The sequence below is a fragment of the Aliirhizobium wenxiniae genome, assembly GCF_014201355.1.
Taxonomy (GTDB): Bacteria; Pseudomonadota; Alphaproteobacteria; order Rhizobiales; family Rhizobiaceae; genus Neorhizobium; species Neorhizobium wenxiniae.
Genome location: NZ_JACHEG010000009.1, coordinates 101660 through 114466, shown reverse-complemented (window position 1 = coordinate 114466; position 12807 = coordinate 101660). Strand labels below are relative to the sequence as shown.

Annotated in this window: 9 protein-coding genes and 1 tRNA gene; 4 read left to right on the top strand and 6 right to left on the bottom strand. The window is 56.4% G+C overall.

The features are described 5' to 3' along the window. Nucleotides 1-5: 5 nt before the first annotated feature. Complete coding sequence (locus tag HNQ72_RS25775; protein WP_183996724.1) at nucleotides 6-1229, bottom strand: restriction endonuclease subunit S; 1224 nt, start codon at nucleotides 1227-1229, stop codon at nucleotides 6-8. Beyond that, nucleotides 1219-2709 carry a type I restriction-modification system subunit M gene (locus HNQ72_RS25770; protein ID WP_183996722.1) on the bottom strand — a complete coding sequence of 497 codons (1491 nt, stop codon included), beginning with the start codon at nucleotides 2707-2709 and terminating at the stop codon, nucleotides 1219-1221. The genes HNQ72_RS25775 and HNQ72_RS25770 overlap by 11 nt, the downstream gene beginning before the upstream one ends. Before the next feature lie 257 nt (nucleotides 2710-2966). On the opposite strand from HNQ72_RS25770, the gene HNQ72_RS25765 reads away from it, so the two are divergent. From HNQ72_RS25765 to HNQ72_RS25755, 3 genes are all read left to right on the top strand, one after another. Next, a complete protein-coding gene (locus HNQ72_RS25765; protein ID WP_183996721.1) occupies nucleotides 2967-3734 on the top strand; it encodes a hypothetical protein in 768 nt (255 codons plus the stop codon). Nucleotides 3735-3784: 50 nt separating this feature from the next. Beyond that, nucleotides 3785-4717 carry a DUF4357 domain-containing protein gene (locus tag HNQ72_RS25760; protein WP_183996719.1) on the top strand — a complete coding sequence of 311 codons (933 nt, stop codon included), beginning with the start codon at nucleotides 3785-3787 and terminating at the stop codon, nucleotides 4715-4717. Between the two features lie 104 nt (nucleotides 4718-4821). Continuing rightward, nucleotides 4822-4911 (top strand) — tRNA-Ser (locus HNQ72_RS25755). Between the two features lie 248 nt (nucleotides 4912-5159). Here HNQ72_RS25755 and HNQ72_RS25750 read toward each other — a convergent pair. From HNQ72_RS25750 to HNQ72_RS25735, 4 genes are all read right to left on the bottom strand, one after another. Continuing rightward, the gene (locus tag HNQ72_RS25750) at nucleotides 5160-6221 is read right to left on the bottom strand and encodes a class I SAM-dependent methyltransferase (RefSeq protein ID WP_183996717.1); all 1062 of its coding nucleotides are present in this window, start codon (nucleotides 6219-6221) and stop codon (nucleotides 5160-5162) included. Between the two features lie 167 nt (nucleotides 6222-6388). Further along, nucleotides 6389-9814, bottom strand: a complete 3426-nt coding sequence (locus HNQ72_RS25745) for an error-prone DNA polymerase (RefSeq protein WP_183996715.1) — start codon at nucleotides 9812-9814, stop codon at nucleotides 6389-6391. Beyond that, nucleotides 9811-11256, bottom strand: coding sequence for a Y-family DNA polymerase (locus HNQ72_RS25740; protein WP_343061619.1), 1446 nt, complete (start codon nucleotides 11254-11256; stop codon nucleotides 9811-9813). Before HNQ72_RS25740 ends, HNQ72_RS25745 begins: the two co-directional genes overlap by 4 nt. A 13-nt stretch (nucleotides 11257-11269) precedes the next feature. Further along, complete coding sequence (locus HNQ72_RS25735) at nucleotides 11270-12187, bottom strand: ImuA family protein (RefSeq protein WP_183996713.1); 918 nt, start codon at nucleotides 12185-12187, stop codon at nucleotides 11270-11272. Nucleotides 12188-12359: 172 nt separating this feature from the next. On the opposite strand from HNQ72_RS25735, the gene HNQ72_RS25730 reads away from it, so the two are divergent. Further along, entirely contained in the window at nucleotides 12360-12797 is a 438-nt protein-coding gene (locus tag HNQ72_RS25730; RefSeq protein WP_183996711.1) for a metallopeptidase family protein, read from the top strand. The last annotated feature ends 10 nt before the right edge of the window (nucleotides 12798-12807 follow it).

Below are 12807 nucleotides of genomic sequence, written 5' to 3'. Positions count from 1 at the left end.
GGCGCTCACTCCGCTGCCAGGGGAAGGGCGTCGGTGACGCGCTTGCGACCGGTGAGGAGGTCGGACATCAGGGCGGATTTGAGCGCTTTCAATTCATCCAACGAAGCTTCGCTTTGATCAAGCGCATCGTCAATTGCCATCATCTGTGACGCTATGCGCTTCTGGATTGCCATATCCGGAAGGGCAATTTGCAGCTCTTTGAAGAACCCAAGGCCGATGGTCTTGATGGTGCTACCTGCGGCGATCCGTTCGAAAACCAGCTTCATGTTTAGGAGCCAATAATAGAGGAAGAGATTGTCCAGCCTGGGCCCGCAAGTCCAAGCGATGAAGTGCTGGCTCACCGCCATCGGGTTTTGCATGATGCCAACTTTGCCCACCGTTGCATCGCGAGAAACGAAGACTGTCCCGGCGGGATGGACTTCTGCGGATGAATTCTTCACGCCGAGATCTGAGATGTTGGCTGCCGTGTTGTTGACATGGCGGCGGTCAAGCGCCTTGGTATCTTGGAGTGAGACCCAGGCAACGCCGCCATTCCAATACTCGCTGAACTTCTTGCTTGGTGTGTGGCCGCTTCCACGCCGTGCAATGTCTTCGAGACTTGTAAGGCGATGGCCGGCTGGCAGTTCTTCGTCAGTCCAGTTGCCTCGGTGAAAGAGAGCGCCCAAGCTCGCCTGCTTGACCTTTCTGGTCTGCTCGATCACCGCCCGAGTTGCCGCAATGGCCTCATCGACGCTGGACAGGATTTCGGCGATGCGGCGCTGTTCGTGAAGAGGGGGGAGGGAGACTTCCAGATTTTCGATCAGGGCCTTACTAAGGTTGGGCTGCCCTGAACCCTGCGTTAAGCTCAGCAAATCGACCGCTTTGTAACTGAGCATATGCAGACAAAAGCCCGCGTCGAGTAGTCCTCCTGTAGGCTGAACAGCGAGAACCGCTTGATTTATTGCAGCCTCGATTTCGAGAAACCCAACCACTCCAGCCGTCGCACCATACATTGCGACTACCGGCGTCCCGGCTGGGATCAGCTTTGCAGAACTCTCCGCGAGTCCTTTCTCGGTTATCGTCTCTTCAGTCGCCCAAATCCGTCCCCGATTGATTTCGCCTGACTTTAGCCAAGGAATATCCCCGTTGTAGTATTGAATTTTGTCGCGTGCGGGTGTCCCGCCAGCTTTCATTGTCGCAAGCTCATATAGCTTTGCAAGCTTCCACCCGCTCGGCACTTCACGCGACATAGCCAAGCTCCCGTAGAAAGCCGATCATCCGCGCTTCGGCCGCATCCCGCTCGGCCTGAAGCTCGACCAGCTTTTGCACTTCCGCCGCGACATCGACCTCGTCCGCCTCTTCGCCCAGATGCACATAGCGGCTGATGTTGAGGTTGAAATCATTCGCCTCGATTTCGCTGACCGGCACCACTCGCGCCAACCGCTCTGAATCGGAAAAATCGCCAAAAGCCTTGGCCAACATGGTGACATTCGCCTCCGACAGATGGTTCTGCGCCTTGCCTTCGACGAAATGCTCGGCACCGTTGACGATCAGAATCTGGCCCTTGCGCGCCGCAGGCTTCTGCTTGCGCAGGATCAGGATACAGGCCGGAATGCCCGCGCCATAAAACAAGTTAGGCGCCAAGCCGATAACGGCCTCGATCAGATCGTCCTTTATCAGCCCCTCGCGGATTTTGCCTTCGGCCCCGCCGCGAAACAGAACCCCATGCGGTAGCACCACGCCGCAGACACTGTCTTCCTTGAGGCTCGCCACCATATGCTGCACGAAGGCGAGATCGCCATAGGATTTCGGCGGGCAGCCATAACGGTCGCGGCCATAGGCATCGCCCTTCGACCAGACATCATGGCCCCAGCTTTTCAGCGAAAACGGCGGGTTGGCCAGCACCCGGTCAAAGGTGCGGATGGCCTTCACGCTGTCACCGGTCAGATGTTTCGGCTCCAACAACGTGTCGCCGCGCGCCACCTGCGCATCGTCAATATCATGCAGGAACAGGTTCATCTGGCAGATGGCCCAGGTGTTGAGGTTACGCTCCTGGCCAAACAGAGACAGACTTTTCGGGTTCTTGCCTTGCCTTTCCAGATGATGCACAGCCTCGAGGAGCATGCCGCCCGAGCCGCAGGTGGGGTCATAGATCGACATGCCCTCTTCGGGCTTCAGGCATTCGACGATCAGCCGCACGACCATCTTTGGCGTGTAGAACTCGCCGCCCTTCTTGCCGGCATCATCGGCGAACTGCGCGATCAGATATTCATAGGCCTGGCCGAGAACATCCGGCTCGACATCGGAGTTCCGCAGTCGGTAGGTCTCGAAATGCTGCAGCAGCTTTTCCAGCATGGCATCTGGAAAGCGCTCCTTGTTGTTGAAATCGACATCCTGGAAGACGCCGCGCAGCTTCATATTCGCGTCTTCAATGGCGCGGAAGGCGGCGTTTAGATGCGTGCCGATATCGGTCGTGTGCTTGCGCACATCCTTCCAGAAATGGCCTTTGGGAATATCGAAGCGGTGCTCATCCGGATCAGCGGCGAGATCGGCATCATGATAACGCGCCAGCCGCTCCTCATACTCTTCCTCCCAGACATCCGAGAGGCGCTTGAAGAACAGAAGACCGAAAATGTAGTGCTTGTAATCGCCGGAATCGATCGATCCCCGCAGTATATCCGCCGCCCGCCAGAGATGGTTTTCCAGCTGCGCCAGGCTCAACGTCGTCATCTATGCTCATCCTCACATCAGCCGCAGGCCGATCCTACCAAATCGCCGCGCACCGGCAAATTATCTGGACAAGGGCTGCAAAGCGAATAGAAATTTGGGGCGCAATCTGCGGTCACATCCGGGGTGAATCTTGACGATATCAAATTGTTTCACTTTGGGGATGGCTTCGTGTCACATACTGAGATCGTAGCACTATTTCCAGCTGCTCATGCTGGAACCGGGTTTCGCCAGCTATGAGCTGTCGGAGCCGAAAACAGGTGAGCTATCTTGAAGGAGTGGCCCTCGGGGCCTTTCTAGCGACATTAGCGTTTTTGTTCGCCTTTATGTTAATCGACTTCAAGCTGTCGAATGATGACTGGGTCGGCTTCTTCGGGAACATCGTCGTCGCTCTTTTCTCCATCGGCGCGGCATGGCTGGCGTTGCAAGGCAACAAGGCGCAGCTGCAGCAGGCGGCGGACTTAGAGGAGGAGCGGAGGCGTCGATCTCTTGCCGCCGCCAGAGCCATGCTGCCCGCTGTCCTGTCTGAGATCTGCCAAGTTGCGCAAAATAATCTGCGATTACGTTTCGTCCCCGGCCACGGGCCAATAGGCTCGGAGCTACCAGCCGCAACGGTCTTCCAATCGATGCCTGAGAGCGTGATTCCTGTGCTCAAGGAAGTGATTCAGTATGCCGACCCGGCCTCGCAAGACCGACTAAGCAATATCCTTCGTCATTTCCAGGTGTTCGAGGCTAGGCGGACCGGAACCGAAACTGCTGTGCTCCAACCCTTAGTCACGGAAGGCCAGCTACTAACCCATAACGCAATTTCGGAAGTCTTGGGCTGGGCTGCGGTCTACGCCATGGCGGCAAGCGCCTTCGAGTTCGCACGGGGAACTTCATCTTCAATCCCGCCGGCCATCACTGCAGCAGATGTCCGTCGAGCACTTTTCAGCGCCAGTATCGTCTTGGAGAACTACCCCCTATTGGTGCAGATACTTGATGCGAGAGCTCAGGGAGGGCGGCTGGAGTTGCGTTGGGATGTTTAAGCTATGCATTGCGTCTAGCACCGATCAAACGTGAGGGAGAACCGAAAGCTATGAGCTTCGATGAACAGATCGGCCGGGTCGTGAAGATATTTATCACCGGCAAAGATCCGCGAAGCCTCCGAACTGTCGAACTCGACAACTGGACCGGCGTCGCGATTACAGGGCAACCGGAGTTCTTCAAGAAAGCACTTGAAGCGGAGGTTTTGGCGCGTTCCTGCGTCTACCTGTTGATCAAGAGTGGTGCCGAGGACGACCTGCCAGAGATTTATGTTGGCGAGAGCGACGATTTCTCCCAGCGCTATACGAACGGCAAATTTCCCATCGAGTTTGACACGTTCCTGATATTCACAAGCAAGGACGACAACCTAACGCGCGCGCACGTCAAATGGCTCGAAGAGAAGCTGTGGGCCATCCTCAAAGGCAACAGTGGCAAGGCTGTCGTTGCCAATGCGAACAAGCCGACAAGCTCAAACCTGCCTCGCGCCGATGTTGCGACGATGCGAACCTATCTTGGGAACATGATTTATGTTCTGGAGGCGCTCGGATATGATCTCTTCTCTGTAAAGGAGAGAACCTCTGCATCAGCGGCCGGACAGGTGGAGCAGCAAAACGACGAGGCGCAGAACTTGGTTCTCGACCTCTATGCCACACTGCCAAAGCGGATCGATGATCGGGCGTATCTTCGTTACGAGGATGGAGCCTACGTTTTGATATCTGGCTCTAAAATCAACGCGAGGATCACGGAGAGTTTGCCATCAAACGTGCGAAAGCTACGTGAGCAGTTGATTGAAGATGGTGGGCTTATCGAGGCTGGTGATCACATGGAACTGACCAAAGACATCCCCTTTTCGAAACCTTCACCGGCCTCTGCTCTCGTTAAAGGCCGAAGCTCTACGGGCTATCAGGACTGGTTGAGAGTGACAGATGGCGTGCCGCTCGGAGCCGTGCTAGGTATTGCGGCTGCTATAAGAGAGGTGGTCTAAACAGTGCAGTAAGGGCACACTACCGGCGCCCAAGACGCAAATTGCCAGCCCGATTTTTCGCCGCTATGAGACAGCCCGCGCTATCATGCGCCGACCAGCAAAGCGGAGAGGTGGCTGAGTGGTCGAAAGCACCGCACTCGAAATGCGGCATACGGGCAACCGTATCGTGGGTTCGAATCCCACCCTCTCCGCCATATTTGCCATTGGATCGTGATATCTGTCAGTTTTTGTCTTTATCGGCCCAAATTCTCGCAGAGGATAACACGCTTGAAACATTCAAGAATGTGGCTGGCAGACAAATAAACAGTTTCCCGCATTGTTTTGCTGGCCGGTTTTGCTGGCCGATGGCGAAAACCGGCGTGTGTGATTGAGCGAAAAACGGAGGACACACCCTCAAGGCTTGCGCCCGATATCGCATGAGTTTTGCAATAGCGAACAGAGCTCACGCTCTTACCTCAAATACCATATTGAAGGGCGTTTCCGTTGCTCGGTGGAAATGCGTAAATCCGGCATCGAGCACAACCCTGCGAAGCCGTACCTCGCCGGCCTGGGCGCCGAGCCCGAGCCCGACCTCCTGTGCAAGCGAAGCCGGCGTGCAGATCATCGTTGATGCTCCATAATAGACACGACCCACCGGATTGAGATTGTCCTTGAGGTGATCATGCGCGAAGGGTTCAACGATCATCCATGTTCCGCCCGGCGCAAGTGTTTCCCGAACATGCCGCCCTGCACCGACCGGATCTCCCATGTCGTGGAGGCAGTCGAACATTGCAATGAGGTCATAGTCACGACCCGGGAAAGCAGCAGCGGATGACTGCTCGAAAGTTACCCGATCCGCCACTCCTGCGCTCTCGGCGGTCGCTCTTGCCCTCTCGATGGATGGTCCATGGTAGTCGAACCCGATGAACCGCGAGGCCGGATATGCATTCGCCATCAGAATCGTCGATGCGCCGTGGCCACATCCGATGTCCGCAACACTGGCCCCAGCCTTGAGTTTTGCCTCTACGCCATCGAGAGCTGGAATCCAGTCGGCAACGAGGTAGCTGTTGTAACCGGGACGAAAAAACCGTTCGGTCCCTCGGAAGAGGCAATTGCTGTGCTCATGCCAACCGACGCCCTTACCCGTTCGAAACGCGTCGGCAATCTTCGGTTCATCCATCCACATGGATTGAACAACTTCGAACGCTCCGACGAAAAAGGCCGGGCTGTTTTCTTCGGCGAAAACCATGGCCTGTTCCGGCGACAGGCTGAAGCGCTCCGTTCGCTCGTCATAGCAGATATAGTCGGCAGCAGCCTGGGCACTTAGCCACTCCCTCAGATATCGCTCCTTAACACCTGTTCGGGCCGCCAGTTCAGCCACCTGGACAGGCTTGCCATCCGCCATTGCCCTGAAAATACCCACGTGGTCACCCAGCACGACCAGCGCTCCCGTCACGGCTGCACCGACATCACCAACAAGCCGGCTGACCAATGTGTCGAGTTTCTGCATATCCGGTTCACGCATCGAAGCCTCCCAGGTGCAAAGCATCTCTTTAAATTAGCACATCAGCACATACAAATCCAATCAAACACAGTCCATTCAGACTGCTAGGCACGTCTTCGAAATGGATTCTGGATCGGCCTTTTGTTTCCCAAGATCTGTTACATTGAGGAATGCGGCGATAAGAGAATTTAATGAAAATTTCGCCCTTTAGGCATGACTTGCGCCGGATCGGTCACTTGTGGATCTGTGGGATCGGAAATCTGCTTGAGGGGCAAGGCAATGGAATGCGCCTTGGGTCTCCACGATCCACCGCCGGACCTAATAGCCTCATCGGATCTTGGGTCTCCGAAACGTCTGGCTTCCTTCTGAAGCAGGCCCAGCATCGGCGTCAGATCCTCGATATGTTCGACGACCGTATGAATGACCCCGCTCTGGCTTTGCAGCCTTCCCCGGATCTTCACCAATCGTGCGCCCATGACCACGGACCGGTATTTCTCGAAGATCTTCGGCCAGACAATCGCATTGGCGACACCCGTTTCATCCTCGAGTGTGATGAAGATTACGCCTTTCGCCGACCCCGGACGCTGTCTCACCAGCACGATGCCACCGATCGTGACCCTTTGGCCATTTCGGATGTTGAGAAGATCAACGCTTCGCGTAACGCCCATCGACAGGAATTCCTCGCGCAGGAAGGAGACCGGATGAGCCTTGAGGGAAAGCGACAGATGACGGTAATCCTCGATCACCTCTTCTCCCGGCAGCATCAGGGGTAGGTGAGCCTGAGGCTCAGGCCGAAGATCCGCAGGACCAGCCGTCTCGAACAAGCTGTCATGGTTGAGGGCCGTTTTCACATCCAGCCCCCTCACCGCCCATAATGCCTGCCTGCGGCTCAGGCCGATTGAACCGAAACCATCGGCATCGGCAAGCCGTTCGAGACTGGCCTTGTCCAGTCCGGACCGGAGCCAGAGGTCATGAACACTCCGATAGCCCCCACCGCGATTGACCATGAGCTTGTTGCACATGTCATCTTCGCTCAAACCTTTGACCTGGCGAAAGCCGAGTCTTATTCCATGGCGAGTCTTGATGACATGCCGCATGCTTTCATGACGCCGGTCGACCCTGCCTGGATCGAATGGTACCGCTTCCAGGGTGCAGTCCCACTCCGACCGATTGATATCGACGGGAAACACGCTCACGCCATGTTCACGCGCATCACGGATAAGCTGCGCCGGCGCATAAAAGCCCATGGGCTGCGAGTTCAGCAAGGCCGCGCAGAAGACATCCGGATAATAGGTCTTGATCCAGGAGGATGCATAGACGAGGAGGGCGAAGGACGCCGCATGGCTTTCCGGAAACCCGTATTCAGCAAATCCCTTGATTTGCTCAAAACACTGTTTTGCGAATTCCTCCCCGTATTTGTTTTTCCGCATGCCCGCGATGAAGTCTTGTTCGAATTCACTGACACGTCCCGAACGCTTGAAGGTCGCCATTGATCGGCGCAACTGGTCTGCTTTTGCGGCCGAGAAGCCGGCTCCGGTGATGGCGATCTGCATCGCCTGCTCCTGAAACAACGGGACGCCCAACGTTCTTTTGAGAACATGCTCAAGGTCCGGGCTGGGATAATCTATAGGTTTTCCAAGGCGCCGATCCTCGCGACGCTTGAGATAGGGGTGAACCATGTTACCCTGAATGGGACCGGGTCGAACGATCGCCACCTCGACGACAAGATCGTAGAATTTTTCGGGTCGGAGCCTTGGCAACATGCTCATCTGCGCCCGGCTTTCGATCTGGAAGACACCGATAGTATCAGCCCGGCAGATCATTCCATAAACATTGGGGTCCTTATCTTTCTTCAGAAGGCCTGCCAGCGTTTCTTCGCGACCGTAGTGGTGCAGCAGGAGCTCGAATGCTTTTCTCAGGCAGGTCAGCATGCCCAGAGCCAGAACATCGATCTTCAAAAGATGAAGCGTATCGAGATCGTCCTTGTCCCATTCGATCATGTAGCGGCCCGGCATTGCCGTTTTCATGATCGGCACCACTTCGTCGAGCCTGTCGCGGGTAATGAGAAAACCGCCGACATGCTGGGTCAAGTGCCGAGGGAAACCCATCAGGTCCCGCGCATGGGCAATGACCTTTTTCGTCAGGGGATCAGTGACATCGAGACCGGCGACCTTGGCGTCCCGCTCCGATAGCCCGTCCTCCGACCAGCCCCAGACCGTACTCGAAAGTGCAGCCTGAACATCTTCCGACAATCCGAAGGCCTTGGCGACTTCACGACCAGCCATGCGGGTCCGGTAACTCGTCACTGCTGCAGTCAACCCGGCATGGCGATAACCGTAATGGCTGTAGATATACTGGATGACTTCTTCGCGCCGTCCGTGTTCGAAATCGACATCGATATCCGGCGGCTCGTTCCGCTCCGTTGAAATGAAGCGCTCGAAAAGCAGCGGCGTGAAAGTCGGGTCAACTTCCGTGATCTCCAGACAGTAACAGACTGTCGAATTGGCGGCAGATCCCCGTCCCTGGCACAGAATTTTCAGCTCATAGCGCGCATGCCACACGATATGGCGGACAGTCAGGAAATAGGGCTCGTATTTCATCTCCTTGATGAGATCGAGTTCGTACCGGATCTGCCCAGAAACCTTTTCCGGTATCTTTCGCCCATAACGGCGCCTCGCTCCCTCCCATGTCAGCCGCTCGAGTGTTTCCGAAACGGTTTCTCCCGGCACGCTTTCGTCCGGATAATTGTGCTCAAGCTCCTTGAGTGAGAAACTCAGCCTGCCGAAAAATGTCGCCGTATTCGCCACGGCATCCGGATAGGCACGAAAGAGCCGCGCCATCTCATATGCCGGTTTGAGATACCGATCTCCATGCGGGGCAAGCCGAAATCCCGCCTCCTGTATAGTCACATGATGACGAATGGCGGTCACCACATCCGCCAGAGACCGCCGATAGGGCAGGCTGAAGATCGGAAGGTTCGTCGCAATCAGCGGCACGCGGTTCTGTCGCGCGATTTGAGCAAAAACCGCAAAGACGAGGGGATCGCGCCCGTCATAGGTTGGCGACAGGGCAAGGTAGATATTCTTGCGAAACCTCTCCCGATAAAGGCCAAGCCGCTCATCGAGTTCCGCCAAGTATACCTTGTCCTCGGCACGGGAAAAATCCGGCACGACCGCCAGCATCATCTCATGACACCATTCCAGAAGATCCCATTCTTCCAGAATGCAGGCCCCCTTCTCCGCTCTCAGGTTGCCGGTACTAAGCAGTCGGCAAAGATTGGCCCAGCCCTCCCGGTTCTTCGGGTAGGCAAGAACATCCGGCGTACCATCTGCAAAAACGAGCCTGGCGCCGGGATGAAACCGGCAGGGCTCGATGGCTTCGTCTTCACCAGCCTCCCTGCCCTTTTCCCTCTGCCTCTCGAAAAGTGCGGTCATCTCCTTGGTCTGGTTATAGGCTCGCACCACGCCGGCAACGGAATTGCGATCGGCAATTCCCAATCCGGAAAGACCAAGCATGCAGGCGGACACGATCATCTCTTCTGGCCTCGCCGCTCCTTCGAGAAAAGAGAAATTCGTTTTGGCGCCGATCTCGAAAAATCTGGGTTCATCCATCATGCGAAGACCCCATGGATACGCCATGTCGGGGGCGGGTCATCCCCGTAACGACCAAGCCGAAAAACCCAGAAAAGCCGTCCCAATTCGCTTTCGAGACGAAAATAATCACGTTCCTTTGCGTTTTCGTCGTCGATCCACCATTCCGGTGCGATCCGCTCCGGTCCCTCGGCTCGGGTGACCGTATGCAGCACATGCCGCCAGCGGAATTGCTGCGGCGGACCATCGGGGACGAGAGCTGCAAAAGCCTCGACAGGCTCCGGGCTGCGCAAAAGCCGCAAGGGGCGATCGGCCCGCGGCAGGAATTGCAGGGTTTCGCTGCACTGAGGCTGCCTTTCCGGTGCTGCAATCGCCGGAAGGAAGATTTCGGCACGTTCCGGAATATGGCTTTGTCGATGCTGATAGACCTGGATACAACCTGCACCGAACCGGGCGGAAACCCTGTCGATGAAATCCGCAAGCGATGTCTCCCGCCTCTCTTCTCCTGAAAAATCCGCTTGAAGATCATCGAAAACATCATGCTGCAGCACGTTGAGACGCAAAAGTTCGAAGCCGAAACCCGCATCCAGATCGTCGTGAATGGCATTGAGGCGCTCTGAAAACAGGCCGGAAATCCGCTTCGGATCTCTCAACGGACGCGAAGCGCCTGCCGAAATCCGAAACACCCGCCCGTCGACGCGGAAGAGAACAAGTTCAAACACCTTGCCGCCCGCACCACGATTTTCCAGGCTGAGCTTGAGGGATGACGCAATCTCGGCTGTCATGCCGAGAATATCCTCCTCCGTCTGGATCGGCTCGCCCAACCGGCGCTCGGCGGAAAGCGACGCCACCGGGCGCCGTGGCGATATGGCTTCCTCGTTCGTTCCAAGTGCTTGATCGAGCCGCATCAACAACTGCGCACCAAAACGGCGGGCAAGTGGCGCCCTTGGCATAGACATCAGATTTGCAACGCGTTTCAGGCCGAGCTTCAAAAGCGAAGCAACCGCTTTTTCATCGAGACGAAGCGCGTGCACGGGCAAGGCACCCAGCGCTGCTGACATATCCTCTCTTGTTATCACCCCGCCGGGCCCAAACCGGCTGATCGCGCTTGACAGGCCCGGCGTGCTCGAAATCGATCCGCGCACATAGAAACCCATCTGAAAAAGCCGGGCAAGAACGTCACGAAGCATCGCCTCCTCTCCCCCGAAAAGATGGGTGCAGCCGGTGATATCGAGAAAGAGCCCATCCTTTCCGTCCAGGGCAACAAGCGGTGTGTAACGATCGCACCAATCGGCAATCGCTTCCAGAAGGGCAAAATCGGCTCTTTCATCCTCATCGAAGACATCGATGTCAGGATACATGGCCCGCGCTTCGGCAAGCCCCTGCCCTCGCTTCAGGCTGCATGTCTGCGCCACTTCATCGATTGCAACCAGTCGCAATGCGTTATCGCGTCTGCCGGCACAGATTATCGGAGGATGGTCAGGACGCCCTTTCGAACGCCACGACAGCCCCCACAGCTTTCGGGCGATCCTGTCGGTCGGCAGATGCCGAAAGTGAAGCGCCAGAATGCGCTGGCCACTTGTGGAAAGAAGATTTGCCTGGATCTCGGGCGAGGTGAAATTGGCGGTCATCAAGGTTCCACTCCAGACGAAAGCTGAGAGGGGCCGGGTTTCGGCTCTTCTCCAGGGTGATGTTGAAAACCGGATGGCCGATACTGCCGCCAAGCATGCTGCCATCCGGAAGGGATCGCTCCAGAGCCGGAGCCGGCTCGACAAGGAGACGCACGGAAGCACTGCTGGCCTCCTCCTCCCCTGCATGCCGCAGCAGGAAAAGCGGCTGCCCTGCCGCCTTTGCCCGAAGACTGAGCCTTCGGCTTTCAGCCAAGCCAAAGGATTTGGGATTTCCATGAACTTCAAGGATCGTTGCGATAAACGCCTTGCTTTCAAGCGCCCCTTCCGCAAGCCACAGGGCATCCTCCAGCCTGCGAGGCGATGCGTGAAATATCGCCCGAGGATCGATGCCGAACTGCCTGATCCCTCCGGCATAAGGAATGCCCATTTCGCCGGAAGAAAAGCTGTCCGCAATCCATAACATCGGACCTGCAGCGGCTTTGCGTGCCTTCATCAGCCCGACAAGCGAAAAGGAAAAACCGGTTGCCGCGCCGGCATCGGAGAATGATCCGGAACGGATCTCGGTAATGCAATCGAGCGGCAGACCGCCGCTTAGCGCGTCGTCGAGAGCCGGGATGTCGAAGGACAATCTTTCTTCACCGCTCGATCCGGAAACAAAACTCTCCATCTTCGCCGCCGCCATTGCCGGCAGGCTTCTGCCTTCCAATCTGGCGATCTGTTCGCGCAGGGCAAATAGCTTCTCCTGCGCCGCGGCTGCATGGGCCATGGCGTCAGCTCTCCATTTCAAATGTTCACTTTATGTTCTTATAGATTCCAGAGCCCGGCAGGAGAGTCAATCATCACTGGACAGGAATCTTTTCCTCATTTGCTATAGCGATGATTCTTATCTCGAAAAAAAGGATCATCGGCCTTATATGTCTCTCACAAAGGGAGAACCAATGGCTCGCATTGACCAAACAGACGACTGGCAGGATCGCCATGCGCCAACGATAAGCACGTTCGAGTCGCTTGCGATCGATGCCTATGGTCATCTTCCAGAAGAATTCAGGGCCCTCACCACCAATCTCACCATTGAGATTGAAGATTTCCCGGACGATGACGTTTTCGAGGACATGGCGCTGGAAACGCCGTTCGACCTGCTTGGCCTTTTCGAAGGGCGTGGAATTTCCGAACGGTTTACCGTGGAAACGGGAGAGCTTCCGAACAGGATCCGGCTCTACCGCCGCCCGATCCTGGACTACTGGGCTGAAAACGACGAAACCCTAGGCGATATCATCACCCATGTCCTGATCCATGAAATCGGCCACCATTTCGGTCTGAGCGACGAAGACATGGAGCGGATCGAAGCCAGCGCCGAGAATGCCACCCAGCGCTGACCCGCGGCAT

What these genes read in the sequence shown, in the direction of transcription:
- HNQ72_RS25775 (WP_183996724.1), bottom strand. Translation starts at nt 1,229, where the DNA reads ATGTCGCGTGAAGTGCCGAGCGGGTGGAAGCTTGCAAAGCTATATGAG.
- HNQ72_RS25770 (WP_183996722.1), bottom strand. Translation starts at nt 2,709, where the DNA reads ATGACGACGTTGAGCCTGGCGCAGCTGGAAAACCATCTCTGGCGGGCG.
- HNQ72_RS25760 (WP_183996719.1), top strand. Translation starts at nt 3,785, where the DNA reads ATGAGCTTCGATGAACAGATCGGCCGGGTCGTGAAGATATTTATCACC.
- HNQ72_RS25750 (WP_183996717.1), bottom strand. Translation starts at nt 6,221, where the DNA reads ATGCGTGAACCGGATATGCAGAAACTCGACACATTGGTCAGCCGGCTT.
- HNQ72_RS25745 (WP_183996715.1), bottom strand. Translation starts at nt 9,814, where the DNA reads ATGATGGATGAACCCAGATTTTTCGAGATCGGCGCCAAAACGAATTTC.
- HNQ72_RS25735 (WP_183996713.1), bottom strand. Translation starts at nt 12,187, where the DNA reads ATGGCCCATGCAGCCGCGGCGCAGGAGAAGCTATTTGCCCTGCGCGAA.
- HNQ72_RS25730 (WP_183996711.1), top strand. Translation starts at nt 12,360, where the DNA reads ATGGCTCGCATTGACCAAACAGACGACTGGCAGGATCGCCATGCGCCA.